Raw genomic sequence first — 21,916 nt, forward strand, 5'->3', positions numbered from 1 at the left:
TATAAAAATGTAAATTAGTTGTGTTGTGGCTCAGAGCATGAAGCATATTCTTCTGGCGTTTTACCGCAAAAACCACAAGATTCTCCTTCTTTATTTAACATAGGATTTTGACTGGCACAAGTTCCAGCAAATTTACCGTCTTTTTTTGCCCAAATTTTAATAGCAATTCCGGCTACACCTAAACCTAATAATCCTAAAGTAAGAAGTAGTAATTTCATAAATTTAATTTCTAATACAAAGATACATAATCTACATTTTATCAAAAAAGAATAGATCACTAAATTTTTAAGTACTAATCATAAAGCTTCCTAAGCTTATAGGCTTTTAAAAATTAGTAATTAAATAGAATTTAAAATAGTTGTTATTGTATGATATTTACTTCAATTTCGAGTGAAATGTCAAATTTTTCGATAACAGATTTTTGAATTTTTTTAGCTAAATTATAAATTTCTATACCTGTGGCATTGCCATAGTTAACTAGTACCAAAGCTTGATTTTTATGAACTCCGGCATCACCAAAACGTCTACCTTTAAATCCGCAATTTTCTACAAGCCAACCAGCAGGAACTTTTACTAATGTTTCGGAAACTGGGTAGCTTGGTATTGAACTATATACCTTTTTAAGAGCGTTATAATGTGATAATTTTATAACTGGGTTTTTAAAAAAACTACCACTATTTCCTATTTCGTTTGGGTCGGGTAATTTCGATTTTCTAATGGCAATTACAGCATTAGAAATATCTTTTATTGTAGGAGATGTAATTTTTTGTGTTGCTAATTCTGTTTCAATAGCACCATATGAACTATTAATTTTATGCTTATTTTTTGTGAGTTTAAAACTAACAGAAGTAATTATAAAAAGATTTTTATGGGTGTTTTTAAAAATAGAATCTCTGTAACCAAATTTACATTCTTCACCAGAAAATGTAACTAATTTACCTGTTTCAATTTCTAAAGCTTCTACTTTTGTTATGGTGTCTTTTACTTCAACACCATAAGCTCCTATATTTTGTATTGGGCAAGTTCCAACATTACCGGGAATTAAAGATAAGTTCTCTAAACCTCCATAATTTTCGCCAACACACCATAAAACAAAATCATGCCAATTTTCTCCTGCATTCACAGTTAAAAAAACACTGTTGTTACTTTCTTTATCAATAGAAATCCCTTTAATGTCTATAAGTATTACTAACTGTTCTAAGTTTTTAGTTAGCAACATATTACTACCTCCAGAAATCAAAAAAAAGTCTTTTTCTGTTTTTAACAATTGTTGTAGTTCGTAAACAGAAGTAACTTTTACAAAACGTTTGGCATTTACAGAAATACCAAACGTATTGTATTTTTTAAGAGATATATTTTTTTGAATATTCAATTAATTTGGGTATTTTTTTAAAGCTTCTTCTAGAATTTTTACTGAATTTAATAAGTCTTGTTTATTCAAAACATACGCAATTCTAACTTGATTTTTTCCTTCACCTGCGGTAGAGTAGAAGCCACTGGCAGGAGCTACCATAACGGTTTCGTTTTGATAATTAAAACTTTCTAATAACCATTGTGCAAAATGGTCTGAGTCTTTAACAGGCAATTGAGCAACACAATAAAAGGCTCCTTTTGGTTTCGCTACTTTTACACCATTTATTTTTTCTAATGCGCTAATTAATGTATTTCTTCTTTCAACATACTCCTCTATTACGTTATCAAAATATGATTGCGGAGTGTCTAAAGCCGCTTCACTAGCTAGTAATGCATATGTTGGCGGACTTAATCTTGCTTGTGCAAATTTTATAGCTGTTTTTATAAAAGCTTCATTTTTAGAAACAATACAACCAATTCTTGCGCCACACATGCTGTAACGTTTAGAAACAGAATCTATAACAATTGCATTATTTTCTAACCCTTTAATAGACATTACAGAAGTATGTTTTAATCCGTCATAAGCAAATTCTCGATATACTTCATCTGCAATTAGAAATAAGTCGTGTTTTAAAACCAATGCTTTTAATTTATCCATTTCTTCTTCAGAATATAAATATCCAGTAGGGTTTCCAGGATTGCAAATTAAAATAGCTTTGGTATTTTTTGTAATTAATTTTTCGAATTCTTCAATTTTAGGCAATGCAAAATTATTTTCTATTTTAGAAATAACGGGCACAACATTTACTCCCGAAGCTGTAGAAAAACCATTATAGTTTGCATAAAAAGGTTCTGGAATTATAATTTCATCTCCCGGGTCTGTAATACTTCCAATGGTAAATAAAAGTGCTTCAGAACCTCCCGTAGTGGCAATAATGTTATTAGCGTTTACAGGAATATTGTTTTTTACATAATAATTTGCAAGCTTTTCTCTATATGTTTCCGATCCTTCAGATCTGGCATAAGAAAGCGTTTCGATAGTGTTGTTTTTAACAGCATCTAAGGCAATCTGAGGAGTTTTAATATCTGGTTGACCAATATTTAAATGGTACACTTTTACTCCTCTTTTTTTTGCATCTTCTGCGTAGGGCACCAATTTTCTGATTGGTGATTCTGGCATAGCGACTCCTTTTTTTGATATTGCTGGCATATTTTTTAAATCTTAATTTATTCAACGCAAATTTGCGAAATTATTTTCACATCTTTAAATTTAATATGGTTTGTTTGGCTGTAATTATCGCTTTTTTAATGTTTCTGAATAATCTCTTACTACACGTATTATTAAAGTTTTATAATACTGAACTTCGTTTCATATTTGTTTTTAAAAAAATACGAACTAATTTTCTACTAAAAATAGATAATTGTATTTTTGTCGACTATATTTAAAAAATAAATCCAAAGTATGACAATTCCATCTAAATATGATGCAAGCAAAGTAGAGGATAAGTGGTATAATTACTGGATGAAAAATAATTATTTTCATTCAACACCAGATGACAGAGAGCCTTATACAATTGTAATTCCACCACCAAATGTTACAGGAGTTTTGCATATGGGGCACATGCTAAATAACACCATTCAAGATGTACTTATTCGTCGTGCTCGTTTGTTGGGTAAAAACGCCTGTTGGGTTCCTGGTACCGATCATGCATCTATTGCTACAGAAGCAAAAGTTGTAGCAAAATTAAAAGAACAAGGCATTAAAAAGTCCGATTTAACTCGAGAAGAGTTTTTACAACATGCGTTTGATTGGAAAGAAGAATATGGAGGCATTATTTTAGATCAACTAAAAAAATTAGGAGCCTCTTGCGATTGGGAAAGAACGGCATTTACAATGGATCCAGAAATGTCTGAATCGGTAATTAAAGTTTTTGTAGACTTGTATAACAAAGGCCATATTTACAGAGGATATAGAATGGTTAATTGGGATCCTGAGGCAAAAACCACCCTTTCTGATGAAGAAGTAATTCACGAAGAACGCCAAGGAAATTTATATTATATAAATTATAAAATTGCCAATTCTAAAGAGGTGTTAACCATTGCAACAACAAGGCCAGAGACTATTTTTGGAGATACTGCAATTTGTATTAACCCTACGGATGAACGTTTTAGTCATTTAAAAGGACAAAAAGCAATAGTTCCTTTGTGTAACAGAGTTATTCCAATTATTGAAGATGAGTATGTAGATGTTGAGTTCGGAACAGGTTGCTTAAAAGTTACGCCAGCGCATGATGAAAATGATAAAAATCTAGGCGATAAACATCAGCTTGAAATTATTGATATTTTTAATGACGACGCTACTTTAAATTCTTTTGGTTTACATTATGAAGGAAAAGATAGATTTAAGGTTCGTAAAGAAATAGCAAAAGAGCTTGATGATAAAGGCTATTTAATAAAAACAGAAGTACATCTTAACAAAGTAGGAACTTCAGAAAGAACCAAAGCAGTAATTGAACCAAGATTATCAGATCAGTGGTTTTTAAAAATGGGTGAATTAGCAAAACCTGCAATAGAAGCTGTTCTAGGAGAAAATGCGGATGTAAATTTATATCCTAAAAAGTTTGAAAACACCTACCGTCACTGGATGGAAAATGTTCGTGATTGGAATATATCTCGCCAGCTTTGGTGGGGACAACAAATTCCGGCTTTTTATTACGGAGATGGGAAAGAAGATTTTGTAGTTGCCGAAAACATAGATATAGCACTCGAGTTAGCAAAAGAGAAAACAAATAATAACCAATTAACTACAGAAAATTTAACTCAAGATGAAGATGCTTTAGATACTTGGTTCTCCTCTTGGTTGTGGCCAATGTCTGTTTTTGACGGTATTAGAAACCCAGATAATGAAGAGATTACCTATTATTATCCGACAAATGATTTAGTAACAGGACCAGATATTTTATTCTTTTGGGTTGCTAGAATGATTGTTGCAGGATATGAATATAAAGATCAAAAACCTTTTAATAATGTCTACTTAACTGGTTTAGTTAGAGATAAACAACGACGAAAAATGTCTAAGTCTCTTGGGAATTCTCCCGATGCATTAAAATTGATTGAAGATTATGGTGCAGATGGAGTGCGAGTTGGCTTATTATTGAGTTCTGCAGCAGGAAACGATTTAATGTTTGATGAAGATTTATGTCAGCAAGGTAAAGGTTTTGCAAACAAAATTTGGAATGCTTTTCGTCTAATTAAAGGGTGGGAAATAGATACTAATTTGCCACAACCACAAACAGCAAAACTTGGTTTAGAATGGTATGAATCTAAGTTTCAGAAAGCATTAGCAGAAATAGAAGATCATTTTTCGAAGTACCGACTTTCAGATGCTTTAATGGTAATTTATAAGTTGATAAATGATGATTTTTCATCTTGGTTATTAGAAATTGTAAAACCTGCATACCAAAAGCCTATTGATAAAGTTACTTTCGACGCAGTTATTAATGTTTTAGAAAACAACTTAAAAGTTCTGCATCCTTTCATGCCTTTTATTACCGAAGAAATTTGGCAATACATATCAGACAGAAAAGCTTCAGAGGCCTTAATTATTGCAGAATATCCTACAATAACATCCTATAATTTGCAATTATTAAAAGATTTTGATTTTTCTACAGAAGTTATTTCAGGAATAAGAACTATTCGAAAAGATAAGAATATAGCATTTAAAGATGCTGTTGAATTGTTTGTAATTGATAATGATGATAATTCCGATATTTTTTATGACATTATAAAAAAATTAACAAACACCTCTAGCATTCAAAAAGTGTCTGAAAAAGTAGAAGGAGCTTCCTTTAGAGTAATGTCTAATGAATATTTTGTACCAATTTCTATAGAGAATATAGATGTGGAGGCAGAAGTTAAAAAGTTAGAAGCTGAGCTAAAAAGGGCACAAGGTTTTTTAGTAGGAATTTCTAAAAAATTATCTAATGAACGTTTTGTGGCTAATGCACCAGAACAAGTGTTAGCATTAGAAAGAAAAAAAGAAGCCGATACTTTAGCAAAAATTGCTACTATAAAAAGTAGTTTATCTTCTTTGCGGTAAAGTTAATTGCAATTAAAATATTTTTTAACATAAAAAACCTCATAATTTAAATTATGAGGTTTTTATGTATTTAAATAATATGATGTTTTATTTTACATCCATTAACTCAACATCAAAAATAAGTGTAGCATTTGGCGGTATAACACCACCAGCTCCTGCTGCACCATATGCTAAGTTTGCTGGTATTACAAAACGCGCTTTGTCTCCAACATTTAATAGTTGTATTCCTTCATCCCAACCTGCAATAACCTGACCAACACCAACATTAAAGTCGATTGGTTGTTTTCTTTTATAAGAAGAGTCAAAAACGGTACCATCTAACAACTGACCTTTGTAATGAACAGAAACACCAGCTCCTTTTGTTGCTTTTTTTCCGTTACCTTTTTGTAAAACTTGGTATCGTAAACCGCTTTCGGTTTCATCGTAGCCAGCTGCAACTTTATCTAACAATTCTTTTTGCTTGGCTTTTTCTTCTGCTATTCTTTTTTCTCTAGCGCCTTCAAAAGTTCTAAAAGCTTCAACAGCATTAAACTGTTCGGCCTCTTCACCAACTCTTACAATTTCTAAAGAAGTTAACTCGTCTCCTTGAGCAATTGTATCTACAACTTCTTGCCCTTCAACAACATTTCCGAAAACTGTATGTTTACCATCTAGCCAAGGTGTTGGAACATGAGTAATGTAAAATTGAGAACCATTTGTTGCTGGTCCGGAGTTAGCCATAGCTAGCTTTCCTGGAGCATCGTGTTTTAAATCAGGATGAAATTCGTCGTCGAATTTATACCCAGGATTTCCTGTTCCTGTTCCTAAAGGACATCCACCCTGAATCATAAAGTCTGGTATTACTCTATGAAATTTTAATCCGTTGTAATAAGGAGTTCCTTGTTCTTTTATAGCATTTTCTAAATTACCTTCTGCCAATGCAACAAAATTACCTACAGTTCCTGGAGCTTTTTCATTTTCTAATTGTACTAAAATTTCACCTTTAGATGTGGTAAATTTTGCATAGATTCCGTTATTCATATTCTTTATTATTTAATTAATTTTTATTTTTTGATATTTATTATAGAAAAATTATAACTAACACCAATATTTATATTTGTTGAGTTTACGTTACCAAAAGGAGACCACATTTGACCTCCAGAAACGAATGCCGAAAAATCTTCTGTTAAATGAAAGTTGATTCCTGCAGTTGGTCTAATTAAAACTCCTTCTCCAGTATCTACTCGTCCACCACCTGCAACACCTAAACCAGCTTCTGCAAAAATAGAATATTTTCCATCAATAAAACGATTGCTTTTAATTCCGAGCCCGAAAAGTCCGTGTGCATATCCACCAGATTTTCCTTGGTAAGCAAAAGATGCTTCTCCAGAAATGTAATATCTTTTAGTGATATCGTAATTTATCTTAACCGCTATTTGTTGCAAATCGCTACTTGGAATACCAAATTTTGCCACATCAAAATACGTTTGGTGTTGAGCACTTATTTCCATTCCTTGTGTTTTAATTTCACTAAATTTTTCTGAAGTAATAGGGTCTTTTATTCCACCACTTAAACCGTAATATTTTAATCCAAAACCAGCAGTATATGCTTCAAAAGTACCACCAATAGCTCTATGATATCCACCATGAACGCTCAAACCAAAATTATCTGTAATTCGAATATCTGCTCCTGCACTAGGATACATGGTTAAACCACCTTCTTGATAAATTCTTCCTCCTGCACCACCAATACCAAATTTTCCAAATACATTTAAGTATTTTGTTGATATAAAGTTTTTACCAGCACCAATAAACAAGTCCATAAATCCAGAAATTAATCCACTGTACATAGTATCTACATGTGCATATATAAAAGCATTTTCATTTAAATAGCGTTGGTATTCAAAACCGATAATATATAATGTATTTCTAATGGATTTATTTCCTTGGTAGGAATCTGTTCTGGAATCTCCTACAGGAAAGAAATAGTCAAATTTTACTTGTTGTACAGTTTTTACAGCAGGTTTTTTCCAAAAATTGTCTGTAGCGATATTGTCTATCATAAACTCTAATTGCGCATCTTCATAAGACGCAGCTCTAAGAGTACTTGGAATTTCTACAAAAAAAGAGATATTATCATTTTTAATGAATCCTGTAAAAAAGTCTACATTCCCATATTGTACACCAAAAGAATAATTTTCTTTTTTGTATTGCAAGCCTATATTTGAGTATACTATACCACCGCCATCAACCAAAACTCTGTAGCCTCCACCGCCACCAAAGTGAACGTTTGCATCGAAATATAAGTTTTTGTATATTTTTTTATTAACTCCTAAATTAACTCCTAATGTAAACAAGCCTCCTTGATCTCCGGTTACGGCAAAATGCATTCCGGCACCTGTATATAGCCAACTGTTTAAAGGGACATTATAGTTTATACCCACTAAACCCATGGTAGGTTTTAACTGAAACCCATTTCCATAAATGTTTTGTTCGTCGGGCATATGAACTGTGGTGTAGTTTAATCGAATACTGTTATTTAACTCTCTGGTGTTTAATTGTGAATACGATTTTTTAGTTTGAGAAAAACTAGCAAAATTGATAAAAATCAATACTATTAGGAATTGCTTTTTCATTGTATTATTTATTAAATTCGCTTGTAAAATGAAGGTTTACAGTAGGATATTTACTTTTTGTCATTTGTATAGTAAATTCAGAGTCTGCTAAAAATACAAGCTGACCTTGTTTGTCTTTTGCTAAGTAACGTTGTTTTACACGTTTAAATTCTTTAAACTCCTCGTTTTTATGGTCTTGAGGTTCTACCCAACACGCTTTGTAAACACTTAAATTTTCGTAAGAACATTTTGCACCATATTCATGTTCTAAACGATACTGAATTACCTCATACTGAAGTGCACCAACAGTTCCTATTACTTTTCTACCATTAATATCTAATGTAAATAGTTGAGCAACACCTTCATCCATTAATTGATCTAAACCTTTGTATAGCTGCTTAGACTTCATCGGATCTGCATTATTTACATATCTAAAATGTTCTGGCGAAAAACTTGGAATTCCTTTAAAGTTTAATTGCTCGCCTTCTGTAAGTGTATCACCAATTTTAAAATTTCCGGTATCGTGAATACCAACAATATCACCAGGGTATGATTCTTCTACAATTTCCTTTTTCTCTGCAAAAAATGCATTCGGACTAGAAAATTTTACTTTTTTACCATTTCTTACATGAAGGTATGGTGCGTTTCTTTTAAAAATACCAGAAACAATTTTAATAAAAGCGAGTCTGTCTCTATGCTTAGGATCCATGTTTGCATGAATTTTAAACACAAAACCGGTTAGTTTCTTTTCTTTTGAATCTACCAAACGCTCTTCTGCTTTTTTTGGTTGAGGCGAAGGGGCAATTTCTATAAAGGCATCTAATAATTCTTTAACACCAAAATTATTTAAGGCCGATCCGAAAAATACAGGCTGTAAAGAACCGTCTAAATATTCTTCTCTGTTAAACTCTGGGTATACTTCTCCAATCAGTTCTATTTCTTCGCGAAGTGTTTCGGCGGCTTTATTACCAATAATAGATTCTAATTCGGGGTTTGCCAAATCATCAAATTCAATACCCTCTGAAATTGCAGTTTTATTATCACCAGAAAATAAATTTAGTTTCTTTTCCCAAATATTATATATTCCTTTAAAATCGTATCCCATTCCAATAGGAAAACTCATAGGAGTAACGTGCAAACCTAATTTTTGCTCAACTTCATCTAATAAATCGAAAGCGTCTTTACCTTCTCTATCTAATTTATTTATAAAAACGAGCATTGGTATGCTTCTCATTCTACAAACTTCTACTAATTTTTCTGTTTGTGGTTCTACACCTTTAGCTACATCAATTACTACAATTACACTGTCTACAGCAGTTAAAGTTCTAAATGTATCCTCTGCAAAGTCTTTATGACCGGGCGTATCTAAGATGTTTATTTTTTTATCTTTATAAATAAATGCTAGTACAGAAGTGGCCACAGAAATACCACGCTGACGCTCTATTTCCATAAAATCGGAGGTAGCTCCTTTCTTTATTTTATTGTTTTTAACAGCACCAGCCTCTTGTATTGCTCCACCAAAAAGTAACAGTTTTTCTGTTAGGGTTGTTTTTCCAGCATCTGGATGCGAAATGATACCAAAAGTTCGTCGTCGTTTTATTTCCTCTAAAAAGCTCATCTACAAAATTTGAGCTGCAAATATAGGTTTTATTCTATAATTTAAAGAGAGAATTAATGTGCTTTGCTATTCAAAAAGGAGCAGTAATTTTTATGAATTACATTATTTTGGCACTTATAAACTTTAAAGGATATGTAAATGTATGTTGTAAAAAAAGAAAACCATATTTAATCTATTATTTCAATGGTCATTCGAATATCTTCTGTGGGCCATTCGTCTCTTCCAACAGGTACTTTAGATATTTTATCCATCGTGTCGAAACCAGCAATAACTTCGCCAAAAACGGTATGTTCATTGTTTAAGTGATGAGCGCCAGAACGACTGTGAACAATGTAAAATTCGAATGGATTAGATTTTTTATACGGATTATTTTCCCATTCTCTGGTGGCTGCAAGCGCACCATATTTATGAGTTCGATGTTTTTTAAATTCAGGATCTAAAGTGTAATTTCCATAGAGTCTTCTCTGATTCTGAGTATAAGTCTCGTCTGAATTTCCACCTTGTATTACAAAGTTTTTGGCAACCCTGTATATTTCTGTAGTATTAAAATACTTTATTTTAGTTAAAAAAATAAAGTTAGCTCTGTGTATGGGAACATCATCATAAAGTCGAATTTTAATATTTCCAAATTTAGTTTTTATGATCACTTTATTTTCTAAATGCTGTTTTCCGTAAGCAGTAAAAAAATTATTGACATTCTCTTTATTTAAGCTATCCCAACGTTTTTGAACTTGTTTTATTTCTTTTTTTTGAGATTCTTTCTTAGTGAAAATAGTATCCGTATTAATAAACTTTTCTTTTACAACCACTTCTTTTTTACATTGAAAAAATGTGTACAATACAATAAGTAGAAATAGGGTGGTAAATTTTTTCATTTTTCAAATATAAATCATCAAAATAAAAGAATAAAAAAAATGAATTGATTTAATATTTTTTTAGGCTTTATTGCTATTTCTATTTCTTATTTTTGTAACAATGAAAGAACAAGTTATTTTAGTAGACACTAAAGATACCCCAATCGGTTTAATGGAAAAAATCGAGGCGCATGAAAAAGCGCTTTTGCACAGAGCATTTTCTGTATTTATATTTAATGATAAAGGTGAGTTAATGCTGCAACAAAGAGCCGCATCTAAATATCATTCTCCTTTGTTATGGACAAATACTTGTTGTTCACATCAAAGAGATGGAGAAACAAATATAGCCGCAGGAAAAAGAAGGTTGCAAGAAGAAATGGGATTTGTAACCGACCTAAAAGAAGTGTTTTCTTTTATTTATAAAGCTCCTTTTGATAATGGTTTAACAGAGCATGAGTATGACCACGTAATGGTTGGGCACTTTAACGGAAAACCAATTCTTAACAAAGACGAAGCAGAGAACTACAAATGGATGTCTTTAGAAGATGTAAAAAAGGATATTGCTATGCAACCATCAATTTATACTGAATGGTTTAAAATTATTTTTGACAAATCATACGAAAAACTAAAAAATGCCTAAAGTTACCGTTCATAGAAAAGCACATTTTAATGCTGCACATAGATTGTATAGAAAAGATTGGTCTGACCAAAAAAACTTTGAAGTTTTTAATAAGTGTAGTAATCCTAACTTTCATGGCCATAATTATGAACTAATTGTTTCTTTAACTGGAGAGATAGATATAGAAACGGGTTATGTATATGATTTAGGTATCCTTAAAAACTTTATAAAGTCTGAAATAGAGGAGGCTTTCGACCATAAAAACTTAAATTTAGAGGTTCCAGAGTTTAAAGAATTAAATCCTACAGCAGAAAATATTAGCGTAGTTACTTATAATAAACTTAGACGTTTATTGCCCAAACATCTCGATTTAAAAGTAACATTGTACGAAACACCTAGAAATTTTGTTACTTATTCTGGGGAATAAATTTAATATATACTGTTTTTAAAAAATAAAAAACCTCGTTAAAACGAGGTTTTTTATTTAACATTTAATTGGTGTACAATTAATTTTTCTGTTTGTTTTTAAACTCACTAAATTTATCACCTTCCTTTTTAGGCCAATTATTGTTCGACGTATCAACATCTGCAGTTTCAAAATCTGGATCTACTACTATGCTTTTAATTTCTTTTGTAGAAGCAAATACTCTTTTTGCAGAAGTATCATCTTTCATCCAAATTTGAGCAGGAAAAGTTTCTCTTTTGGTAGTTCCGTCGGCATAGGTTAATTCCACAATTAAAGGCATTACCAAACCTCCTGGCTTTTCAAATTCTACAGAATAAATGTAAGAAGGTACTTCTTTACCATCTGCATATTTATCCATAGCATTTGGGTTTGCATCTTCTTTTTTATCTGTAATGTAAACCAAGTCTCCTAAACCATCAAAATATTGTTTGTACTGCTCTTTCAATTTAGCAACTCTTTCACTTGGTTTGTCGGTTAAATATAAGGGTTTTACTTCTTTAATACCAATATCTGTAACATCAGTTGTGTAAAACCATCCTCTCCAGAACCAATCTAAATCCATACCAGACGCGTCTTCCATAGAACGGAAAAAGTCTTCTGGGGTTGGGTGTTTAAACATCCATCTTTGAGAGTAAGTTCTAAATGCATGGTCAAATAACTCTGGACCCATTATTGTTTTTCTTAGAATGTACAAACCAGCAGCAGGCTTTGTGTATGCGTTCGGGCCGAATTGCTTTACATAATCTCCTTGAGACATAATAGGAGAGAGGTTAGATTGGTCTCCACCCATATACCTAGTTATGTTTTTTGCTGGATTAATAGCAAATAATTCTGGGTCATATTCTAATGAAGCTAAAATTTCTACAAATGAGTTTAATCCTTCATCCATCCATGTCCACTGTCTTTCATCTGAGTTTACAATCATTGGAAAAAAGTTATGTCCAACTTCATGAACTATTACACCAATCATTCCTTTTTTAGTTCTATCAGAATATGTTCCGTCAGGGTTTGGTCTTCCAAAGTTAAAGCAAATCATTGGGTACTCCATTCCTTGTCTTTCAGAATGCACAGAAACAGCTTTAGAGTATGGATAGTCAAATGTTAATTTAGAATATTCAATTAATGTTGTAGCGACTGCTCTTGTAGAGTGCTCTTCCCATAATGGGTTTCCTTCTTTAGGATAAAGAGACGTAGCCATAACAGTTTTACCGTTTATGTTTACAGCCATCGCATCCCAAATATATTTTCTTGAAGTTGCAAACGCAAAGTCACGAACTTTGTCAGCTTTAAACGTCCATGTTTTGGTTTTTGTAGAACGTCCTTTTTCTGCTTTTTCAGCTTCTTCTTGCGTTACAATTAAAACAGGATTATCGAAAGTTTGTCTTGCTTTTTCAAAACGTTTACGTTGTGTTTTTGTCAATACTTCCTTTTCGTTTTGTAGCGTTCCTGTAGCTTCTACTATGTGATCTGCAGGTACAGTTAAGTTAACTAGGTAATCTCCAAATTCTAAAGCAAATTCGCTACGCCCCCAAAATTGCATATTTTGCCAACCTTCCACGTTGTTATAAACTGCCAATCTAGGAAAAAACTGTGCAATTGTGTAGTTGTTGTTTCCATCAGGAAACGTTTCTAAACCTGAACGCCCACCATCTTTGTTGATGTCGTTTATTAGGTAGTTCCAAGAAATACTGAATTCGAATTTTTTACCAGGAGCTAACGGCTGTGGTAAATTGATTCGCATCATTGTTCTATTGATGAAGTGAGATAAAGGTTTACCGTCTGTTTCTACTTTAGTAATGTTGTAGCCAAAGCCTTTTTTTTCACCCATGTATGAACTTTTAAAGTTTTCTGGTGTTACAAAAGGAGCAGCACTATTAGACTGTGCCAAAGGTGTTTTAGAGTCATCTGCTCTCATGTTTTGGTCTAATTGTACCCACAAGTACTCTAAATGATCTTTAGAATTGTTGTGATAGGTAATTTTTTCATCACCGTAAATTCTGTTTGCACTTTCGTCTAAACGAATGTCCATTACATAATCTACTTTTTGTTGTGTGTACTGATGACCTGGTGCACCCGAAGCAGCATGTTGATCATTAGGAGTTGCGAAAAGATCTTTTAGTTGCCTAAACTTGTTTTCATCGGTGTGACCTTGTTGTGTTTTCTTTTTTTCTTTTACTTGTTCTTGAGCAATGGCTGAAAAACTAATAAAGAAAAGTGAAAATACGAATAAAGAAAGTTTTTTCATTTGTTGATATATTTTATAATACGCCGACTAATTTAAGAATATAACTGTGATTACTTTAAATTTTGTTAAAATTTAACATTCCTTTATTAATTAATATATCTAAGCATTTAAACTTTATAGCTTCTTTATTATTGTTTGTATTGAATAAAAAAAAGCCTTCAACTTTACTGCTGAAGGCTTAAATTGATACTATTACAAAGTATTAATTTTTAATATTCGATTTAAATTTACTAAACTTATCAGTCGTTTTTTTAGGCCAGCTGTTGTTGCTAGTGTCTACATCTGCAGTTTCTAAATCTGGGTCTACTGTTATCGAGGTTATTTGTTTACGAGAGTTTATTGCTTTGGTAACTTCCTTATCGTTATATCTCCATATTTCAGCAGGATACATTTTTTTATCTTTAGTACCATCCTCGTATGTAAACTCTACAATAATTGGCATTACCAAGCCTCCTGGTTTGTTAAATGTAATTTCATAAAAATATTGGTCAGATGCATTTTTAGATTTAGATATTTTTAAACCTTCAGAGGTGTCTTCAATAAAATTAATGGTGTTTTCATCTTGACTTTCTGCATAGAATTTTTTCACATTTTTAATTCCTATATCAGTTACATCTGTAGTGTAAAACCATCCTCTCCAAAACCAATCTAAATCTACACTAGAGGCATCTTCCATAGTTCTAAAAAAGTCGGCAGGAGTAGGGTGCTTAAATTTCCATCTTTTTGCGTATGTTTTAAATGCATGGTCAAATAATTCTTTACCCATAATAGTTTCTCTAAGCATCCACAAACCTGTGGCTGGTTTACCATAAGCATTGTTTCCAAAGCTGTAAACATTTTCTCCTTTTGTCATAATAGGAGCTAATGTGGCTTGATCTCCAGCCATATATCTAACAATATTTTTAGGGTATCCTCTAACGATAGGGAAATTTGGATCGTAATCTTTTTCTGCCAACATTTCCATAAATGAATTCAATCCTTCATCCATCCAGGTCCATTGTCTTTCATCTGAATTAACAATCATAGGAAAAAAATTGTGACCTACTTCATGAATGGTAACTTTTATCATTCTGTATTTTACTCTGTCTGAATAGCCACCATCTGGTAAGTCTGGTCTTCCTGGGTTAAAGCAAATTTGTGGATATTCCATTCCCATTTGACCATCTACAGAAATTGCTTTGTGGTAAGGGTAATCGAACGTGTATTTAGAATAAGTTTTTAATGTTTGCGCTACTGCTCTTGTAGAGTGGTCTCCATACAAAGGATTAGCTTCTTTAGAATATAAAGATTCTGCCATTACGGTTTTGCCATTTATATCTACAGCCATTGCATCATAAATAAATTTTCTAGAACTGGCAAACGCATAATCTCTTACGTTTTCGGCATAAAATTTCCAAGTTTTTGTTTTCTTAGATTTGGTTTTTTCGTTTTCTTCTGCCTCTTTTTGTGTTCTTATAATTACCGGATTGTCGAAAGTTTTTCTAGCTTTTTCTAACCTTTTTAATTCCTTTTTAGAAAAAACTTCTTTAGGATTTTTTAAAACTCCGGTAGCTCCTAGCATATGATCGTCTGGAGTTGTAATATTTACTGTAAAATCTCCAAACTCTAAAGCAAATTCACTTCGCCCCCAAAATTGGTCGTTTTGCCATCCTTCTACGTTGTCATATACACACAATCTTGGGTAAAATTGTGCAATTACATAATTGTTATTGTTATCTTCTGCAAAATGCTCGTAACCAGATCTACCACCTTGCGTTCTGTGGTTATTAATATTATACCACCATTTTATATTAAATTGAAATTTTTCTCCTGAAGCTAATGGTTTAGCTAGGTTAATTCGCATCATGGTTTGGTTTATGGTGTAAGACAACTTACTACCATCTGTATTAGTAACACTTTGTATTTTAAAACCACCATCAAAAGGAGCATCTACATAATTCGTTTGAAACCTGTTTTTTGCAATTTTATTAGGAATTTTTGTTGGCTGAATATCAGGAGTTTTTGAGTCGGCAGCTCGCATATTTTGGTCTAACTGCACCCATAAATAAGCCAAAGTGTCATCGGAGTTGTTATGATAGGTAATACGCTCATCACCATAAATTCTAGTGTTTTCATCATCTAGAATTATATTCATTTCATAATCTACTTTTTGCTGCGTATATTTTATACCTGGTGCACCAGAAGCAGTTCTTTGTAAGTTTGGTGTTGGCAAAAGATCTTTCATTTGCCTAAACTTATTTTCATTTGTATGTCCTTGTTTTGTAATTTTTTCTTGTGCAAATGCACTTGTAATAAAAACAAGAGATAGGAGGAGTAAACCTATTTTTTTCATAATTTGAATGTTTATTTGTTGATTTATTAATAGTTTAATTTTTCTTTAAAGGTCTCTTTAGTTAGCAATACACTTTTATTTTTTTTACCTACTTTAGATTTTACTAGATTTTGTTGTGTAGGAAAGTGTTTTAAAAGTATGGTGTTTGTAATATCTATATTAGAAACGCTGCTAATGTTTTCAATTTCTAAGTAAAAGAAAACAAGGTCTCCTTCATATTCTTTGCCAAGATATTTAAAATCTTTCGAAATAGTATTTATTTTGAACGAGAGTTTATCTTTCAAATATTTTTCAAAATAAATATCGTTATTTTTTAATTCAGCTTTTGTGGTAAGTTGTAAATCGATATTATAGTCATTGTTTAAGGCCAATTCAATATCATCCATAAAAACATTTATTATAATTTGAACCGACTTTTCTTCTTCGTTGTATTTTATTTGTGTTAAGCTAAGGTAATATTTGTGGGTTGCAAATGATAATAGTGGTATTGCTAATAAAAAAAGTAAATATTTTTTGATGTTCATTTTAAAATCTAAATTATGATGCCAATTTACTCTTTTTTTATAATTTCTAGATAACTTTTACTTTCTGTTTGAAAAATTTTAATAACCTCTAATAGCTTTTTTTCTTTATGTAAATTTTCTATTCCCAAAGGATTACAGTATTCTAAAAAATGAAAATAATTATCTACTGGTATTTTAAGCTCTTCGAAAAAGAATTTTTCACCAAGTTGTGATAATATTTTATACGGAAAAGCCTTTTTTCTTGCTAATTTTTTTCTAAGCGCCCATAAACGTTCAGAGTATTTAAAAGGGATATTTGCAGTAGCACCAGCACCTGCCATAGCAATTGCCCCAGACATTGTATTTACAATAGGCGGTTTTACTTTGTCCATATCGTCTGGTAATTCTACCACCTTCATATCTACCTCAGAAAAATCCATTACTGCATTTAGCAAAGAGTCTTTTTTATTTGTGGGAACCGATTTTGAGTCGATACTCAAACTTCCCATTAAATTATGCCTTTTAAGTTCGAAGGTATCTAGAACAATTGTTTGGTTATTTAATCTAACAGAAAGTAATTTATTTAAAATAATTTCTTTAGTAATTTTTACAAAGCTTGTTTTATGTTGAATGGAAGATATTCTGAGCGAATCTCCTGCTTTTACAAAAATTCTAAAAATTCCATTTTCGGAAGAAAATGTACCTTGAGCTGTTTTTAAATTGATAATATTTGCATTTTTAACAGTACTAAGTGAGTCTGAAACTTTACCATTTATAAGCGTTCTTCTTTCTTGAGAACACAAGAAAAAAGAATTAAATATAAGTACTAATAAAAATAGCTTTTTTGGCATATATTCATAATTTTTAGCAAATTAAGAAATTGTACGCTTTTATAATACATTTATAAACTAATTTTCTGTTAAAGGTACCATCCAGTTTTTAAGGGTTAAAAATATGTTTGCTTCTTTTTTTAGTGTTTTAATTAATAGCATAATTTTATCGTTTTGGTACTGTTCGAAAATTCCTGAAAAAGTGCAATAAGTTATAAATTGATAGTATTTTTCTTTTGGGATTTTTAATTCTTCATAAAAAAATACGGGACCTAATAAATGTAAAAGTTTATCTGGAAAAACCTTTTTTGCCAATAATTCTTTTTCTAACATTTTAACTTTTCTGATCCTGAACTAGTGGAAGTAGTAATACCAAAACCTTCAAATCTGTTGTTGGGTAATCTTATTTTGGTAGATTTTGTTAAATGTGTTTCGTTTAAATTTGTTCCCATTTTAGAAATTTTATAGGTGTCCATTTTTTTTAAGTCTTCAACAATTTTATTCACAATTTTATTTTTGTAATGAGTTGGTGTTTTTTTGATATCTATTTGTAATGTACCGACAAGTTTATTTTGCTCAATAACAATTTCAGCTAACACATTTACTTTTTTAGATAAAGTAATTGTATTTTTAGAAGTTTTATTTAAATGTTTGGATTTTACAGCAATAATTTTTGATGTATAGCCAATAGAAGTAATATGAAAAGTATCATTCTTATTTGCAACTATAGTGAATAAAGCGTTTTCATCAGAAAATGTACCTTTTTTCTGTTTTAGCATTTATAATATGCACATTTTTAACACTACCTAGAGAGTCTATAATTTTTCCATAAAATGTTTTTTTTATGTTTTGTGATGAACAAAAAAAGGAGATAAATGAAAATACAAATAATAATTTTTGTTTCATTTGGTATAATTAGTAACTTTTTTTAGTTATTTTTCTTAAAATCATACTAATAGAATTATAAAATGATGTTAAAGGGTTTTTACTTAAAATTATTATATTTTTGAGGTATGAAAAAAATGATTGTTGCAAGTACTTCTACTGTTTTTGGTAGTGATTATTTAGAATATTTACTCCCTACTCTTAGAGAACATTTTAAAAATATCGAAAATTTGATTTTTATTCCGTTTGCCAGACCTGGAGGAATTTCTTACAATGATTATACAGCTATTGCACGCAAAGCTTTTGCAAATATTGGAATAGATGTTAAAGGGATTCACGAATATAAAAATCCAAAAGAAGCGCTAGCTACTACAAAAGCGATTTTTACGGGCGGCGGAAATACTTTTGAGTTGGTTCATCAACTTTATAAGCAAGATGTTTTATCTACTTTAAAAAAGGTCATTGAAAATGGTACTCCTTATTTAGGAACTAGTGCAGGAAGTAATATTTGTGGTGTTAGCATGATGAACACCAATGATATGCCTATTGTGTATCCGCCAAGCTTTAATACTTTAGCTTGTATACCATTTAATATTAATGCTCATTATTTAGATCCTGTAGTGGGCTCCAAGCACATGGGCGAAACAAGAGAAACTAGAATTAAAGAATTTCATGTGTTTAATAACACTCCTGTTTTAGGTTTACGAGAGGGAAGTTGGTTAGAAGTGATGGATAGCACTGTTACTCTAAAAGGAAATTATAGCGCGAGATTTTTTCAAAAGGATGCCACTCCCATAGAAATAGCAAGTGGCAAAATAATTGGAGATTTTATCTAATTGATTTGTTCATAAAAGTACAAAAAAGTACTATTAGTAAGCAACATAATCTACAATTTCCAATCCGTATCCAATCATACCAACTCTTTTCGTTTGTTGTGAATTGGTAATTAGCTTTAATTTATTTACATTAATGTCATGTAAAATTTGCGCCCCAATGCCAAAGTCTCGATTATCCATTTTAATAGCAGGAGCCTTTAGATCTCCATTTTTTTGATTTTCTTTAAGTCCCTTTAATCTACTTAAAAGGTTTTGTGGTTGATACTCTTGATTAACAAAAATAATAGCTCCTTTTCCTTCTTCGTTTATCACTTTAAACATTTGATCTAACTTTTTATCGGCATTATTTGTTAGTGTTCCCAGAATATCATTATTTACTAAAGTGGAGTTTACTCTTGTTAAAACGCTTTCATTTTTTTTCCAAGAACCTTTTGTAAGAGCAATGTGAACTTGATTGTTGGTAGTTTGTTCATAAGCCCTTAATCGGAAATCGCCGAAACGAGTGGTAATATTAAAATCTTCCTTTTTCTCAATTAAGGAGTCGTGTTCCATTCTGTAAGCAACAAGATCTTCGATTGAAACAATTTTTATATCGAATTTTTGGGCAACTTTTAAAAGTTCTGGTAAACGTGCCATTGTACCGTCTTCATTCATAATTTCTACAATAACACCTGCAGGTTCTAAGCCTGCCAACCTTGCAAAATCAATAGCAGCTTCTGTATGCCCCGTTCTTCTTAATACGCCGCCCTCTTTAGCTCTTAAAGGAAATATATGGCCTGGTCTAGCTAAATCGAATGGCTTTGTTTCTTTACTAATTAAAGACTGTACAGTTAACGACCTGTCTGAGGCAGAAATACCTGTTGTTACTCCTTTTCCTCTTAAATCTACAGAAATGGTAAAAGCTGTTTCCATTGGATCTGTATTGTTTTGAACCATCATACCCAGTTCTAACTCTTTACAACGTTTTTCGGTTAAAGGTGTACAAATTAAACCACGCCCATGTGTTGCCATAAAGTTTATCATCTCTGGAGTTACTTTTTCTGCAGCAGCTAAAAAGTCACCCTCATTTTCTCTGTTTTCATCATCTACAACAATAATAATTTTACCATTTCTAATATCTTCAATGGCTTCTGAAATAGTATGTAATTGCGACTTGCGTGTGGATGTAGGTTGGGTCATATTTTAAGGTCTTTTTTAGACTTAAGTTTGTTAAAAAATAGTTGAATTGGTTGTAAAATAGCATCAATATTAAAAATTCCTTTATCTCTTGCTGCTCTACGAGTTAATAAGATTCCGAAAGGTATCATTACAAAAGCAGATATCCAAGACCCCAATAAAGAGGACAAAGAACTTTCTTCTGCTAGGTTTTTGCCAAAAGTATTGCCGAAAAAATAAATAACATATATAGAAATGGCGAGTATCATAGGGAGTCCAAAACCACCTTTTCGAATAATAGAACCAAGTGGTGCACCTATAAAGAATAGAATAAGACAAGAAAAAGACAGTGCAATTCTGCTGTAATATTCTGTATCGAAAAAATTAAGTGTTTTTCTTTTCCATTTAATACTATCCATATTATTTTTTACATTATTTAAAGCACTCGACATTTTGTTTGTAGCGCTGTTTAATATGGTAATTTTTTCTTGTAAATGATAGTTAGAAAGTGTACTAACAGTGTCTAAATCTTTAGGTTTTAGAGAGTCTTTGTATTTGTATAAATCTTTTGCAGATGTTATTGAAGCAATACTTTTTGCTCTTGCAGCCAACATTTCGTCATAGGTAGCTTTTAAAACTGGTATGGTGTCATTTAATTGCTCTAATGTTCTCATATTAAAGCTGTTTTTTACTCTTTCTTCTTCTAAAGCACCATCTCCCATAACATTAGAAATATCGATATTAAATTCGTACTCTTGAAATGTTGCTTGAGATGCAGGCATTTTTTCTCTTTTAGAGGGCGATCTAGAAGATTTAGTATGGTCTTCGTAATAGTAACCGTCATATAAAATGAAAGTCATATATCTGCTTCCTTCTTCTGAAAGAATTTTTCCTCTTTTAGCAGTTATCACTTTTTGATTTCCGTTTCTTGCACTAAGGTCGTATATCAAAACGTTTTTTAACAAGTTTTCATCTTCACCATATTTTTCATCAAATTTTATTTGATAATTTGGCAAATCGCTATTAAAACTACCTGCTACTAGAGCTAATGCAGGCTTTTTCATTTTAATATTATAGTATAAATTTCGTTGCTTTAGTGTCGCATAAGGAAAAATATTATTTAAAAATAAGAAGTTAATTCCGCTTAGTATAAAGGTTAAGAATATAAGCGGTCTTACTAATCTTTGTAGAGAAATACCTGCAGATTTTGCAGCAGCAAATTCGTAATTTTCACCTAAATTACCTAAAGCCATAATAGAGGAGAGGAGTACCGCAATAGGAAGTGCCTGAGGTACAATACTAAGTGAACTGTAATACAAAAATTTTAAGATAAACCAAATACTTATTCCTTTGCCAGCAATGTTTTCGAAGGTTTGCCATAAAACCTGCATTACCAATACAAATAGTACTATAAGAAAGGTTGCAACAAAGGGAACCAGAAAGGTTTTTAAGATGTACTTATCTAAAATTTTCATTGTCGCAAAAGTAGTTTCTTAAAATTAATTTAGCTACTAATTTTCTGTTAAT

The 21,916-nt window shown here is 31.5% G+C and carries 19 protein-coding genes; 4 read left to right on the forward strand and 15 right to left on the reverse strand.

The features are described 5' to 3' along the window. Positions 1–14: 14 nt before the first annotated feature. From WHD54_RS00245 to WHD54_RS00255, 3 genes are all read right to left on the reverse strand, one after another. Positions 15–218, reverse strand: a complete 204-nt coding sequence (locus WHD54_RS00245; RefSeq protein WP_088322668.1) for a membrane or secreted protein — start codon at positions 216–218, stop codon at positions 15–17. A 143-nt stretch (positions 219–361) separates the two neighbouring features. After that, positions 362–1,372, reverse strand: a complete 1,011-nt coding sequence (gene murB, locus WHD54_RS00250; protein ID WP_088322669.1) for a UDP-N-acetylmuramate dehydrogenase — start codon at positions 1,370–1,372, stop codon at positions 362–364. After that, the gene (locus WHD54_RS00255; RefSeq protein ID WP_088322670.1) at positions 1,373–2,563 is read right to left on the reverse strand and encodes a pyridoxal phosphate-dependent aminotransferase; all 1,191 of its coding nucleotides are present in this window, start codon (positions 2,561–2,563) and stop codon (positions 1,373–1,375) included. 252 nt (positions 2,564–2,815) lie between these two features. Here WHD54_RS00255 and WHD54_RS00260 point away from each other — a divergent pair, with 252 nt between their 5' ends. Next, positions 2,816–5,452 carry a valine--tRNA ligase gene (locus tag WHD54_RS00260; protein WP_088322671.1) on the forward strand — a complete coding sequence of 879 codons (2,637 nt, stop codon included), beginning with the start codon at positions 2,816–2,818 and terminating at the stop codon, positions 5,450–5,452. An 87-nt stretch (positions 5,453–5,539) separates the two neighbouring features. Here WHD54_RS00260 and WHD54_RS00265 read toward each other — a convergent pair whose 3' ends face one another. From WHD54_RS00265 to WHD54_RS00280, 4 genes are all read right to left on the reverse strand, one after another. Further along, positions 5,540–6,472 carry a peptidylprolyl isomerase gene (locus tag WHD54_RS00265; RefSeq protein ID WP_088322672.1) on the reverse strand — a complete coding sequence of 311 codons (933 nt, stop codon included), beginning with the start codon at positions 6,470–6,472 and terminating at the stop codon, positions 5,540–5,542. A 23-nt stretch (positions 6,473–6,495) separates the two neighbouring features. Beyond that, positions 6,496–8,067 (reverse strand): hypothetical protein, encoded by a 1,572-nt coding sequence (locus tag WHD54_RS00270; RefSeq protein WP_088322673.1) that lies wholly within the window; start codon positions 8,065–8,067, stop codon positions 6,496–6,498. Positions 8,068–8,071: 4 nt separating this feature from the next. Next, positions 8,072–9,664 carry a peptide chain release factor 3 gene (locus WHD54_RS00275; protein WP_088322674.1) on the reverse strand — a complete coding sequence of 531 codons (1,593 nt, stop codon included), beginning with the start codon at positions 9,662–9,664 and terminating at the stop codon, positions 8,072–8,074. A 167-nt stretch (positions 9,665–9,831) separates the two neighbouring features. Next, positions 9,832–10,539: a peptidylprolyl isomerase gene (locus tag WHD54_RS00280; protein ID WP_088322675.1), complete on the reverse strand. Its 708-nt coding sequence runs from the start codon at positions 10,537–10,539 to the stop codon at positions 9,832–9,834. A gap of 100 nt (positions 10,540–10,639) precedes the next feature. Here WHD54_RS00280 and idi point away from each other — a divergent pair, with 100 nt between their 5' ends. Continuing rightward, the gene (gene idi, locus WHD54_RS00285; RefSeq protein WP_088322676.1) at positions 10,640–11,158 is read left to right on the forward strand and encodes an isopentenyl-diphosphate Delta-isomerase; all 519 of its coding nucleotides are present in this window, start codon (positions 10,640–10,642) and stop codon (positions 11,156–11,158) included. Continuing rightward, positions 11,151–11,564 (forward strand): 6-pyruvoyl trahydropterin synthase family protein, encoded by a 414-nt coding sequence (locus tag WHD54_RS00290; RefSeq protein WP_088322677.1) that lies wholly within the window; start codon positions 11,151–11,153, stop codon positions 11,562–11,564. Before idi ends, WHD54_RS00290 begins: the two co-directional genes overlap by 8 nt. Before the next feature lie 79 nt (positions 11,565–11,643). On the opposite strand, the gene WHD54_RS00295 is transcribed toward WHD54_RS00290, so the two are convergent. From WHD54_RS00295 to WHD54_RS00320, 6 genes are all read right to left on the reverse strand, one after another. Continuing rightward, complete coding sequence (locus tag WHD54_RS00295; protein WP_088322678.1) at positions 11,644–13,848, reverse strand: M1 family metallopeptidase; 2,205 nt, start codon at positions 13,846–13,848, stop codon at positions 11,644–11,646. Positions 13,849–14,050: 202 nt separating this feature from the next. Then, positions 14,051–16,180: a M1 family metallopeptidase gene (locus WHD54_RS00300; RefSeq protein ID WP_088322679.1), complete on the reverse strand. Its 2,130-nt coding sequence runs from the start codon at positions 16,178–16,180 to the stop codon at positions 14,051–14,053. A gap of 26 nt (positions 16,181–16,206) precedes the next feature. Continuing rightward, positions 16,207–16,704, reverse strand: coding sequence for a DUF6702 family protein (locus tag WHD54_RS00305; RefSeq protein ID WP_088322680.1), 498 nt, complete (start codon positions 16,702–16,704; stop codon positions 16,207–16,209). 26 nt (positions 16,705–16,730) lie between these two features. Next, a complete protein-coding gene (locus tag WHD54_RS00310; protein ID WP_088322681.1) occupies positions 16,731–17,534 on the reverse strand; it encodes a hypothetical protein in 804 nt (267 codons plus the stop codon). Positions 17,535–17,591: 57 nt separating this feature from the next. Beyond that, a complete protein-coding gene (locus WHD54_RS00315) occupies positions 17,592–17,846 on the reverse strand; it encodes a hypothetical protein (protein ID WP_088322682.1) in 255 nt (84 codons plus the stop codon). Then, positions 17,840–18,292: a hypothetical protein gene (locus WHD54_RS00320; RefSeq protein WP_088322683.1), complete on the reverse strand. Its 453-nt coding sequence runs from the start codon at positions 18,290–18,292 to the stop codon at positions 17,840–17,842. The genes WHD54_RS00315 and WHD54_RS00320 overlap by 7 nt, the downstream gene beginning before the upstream one ends. A 234-nt stretch (positions 18,293–18,526) precedes the next feature. Here WHD54_RS00320 and pepE point away from each other — a divergent pair, with 234 nt between their 5' ends. After that, positions 18,527–19,234, forward strand: a complete 708-nt coding sequence (gene pepE / locus WHD54_RS00325; RefSeq protein ID WP_088322684.1) for a dipeptidase PepE — start codon at positions 18,527–18,529, stop codon at positions 19,232–19,234. 33 nt (positions 19,235–19,267) lie between these two features. Here the strand turns inward: pepE and ribB are convergent, their stop codons facing one another. Then, positions 19,268–20,413 carry a 3,4-dihydroxy-2-butanone-4-phosphate synthase gene (gene ribB, locus WHD54_RS00330; protein WP_088322685.1) on the reverse strand — a complete coding sequence of 382 codons (1,146 nt, stop codon included), beginning with the start codon at positions 20,411–20,413 and terminating at the stop codon, positions 19,268–19,270. Continuing rightward, positions 20,410–21,864, reverse strand: coding sequence for an LptF/LptG family permease (locus tag WHD54_RS00335; RefSeq protein ID WP_088322686.1), 1,455 nt, complete (start codon positions 21,862–21,864; stop codon positions 20,410–20,412). The genes ribB and WHD54_RS00335 overlap by 4 nt, the downstream gene beginning before the upstream one ends. Positions 21,865–21,916 lie beyond the last annotated feature (52 nt).

The sequence above is a fragment of the Polaribacter tangerinus genome, assembly GCF_038024095.1.
Lineage (GTDB): Bacteria > Bacteroidota > Bacteroidia > Flavobacteriales > Flavobacteriaceae > Polaribacter > Polaribacter tangerinus.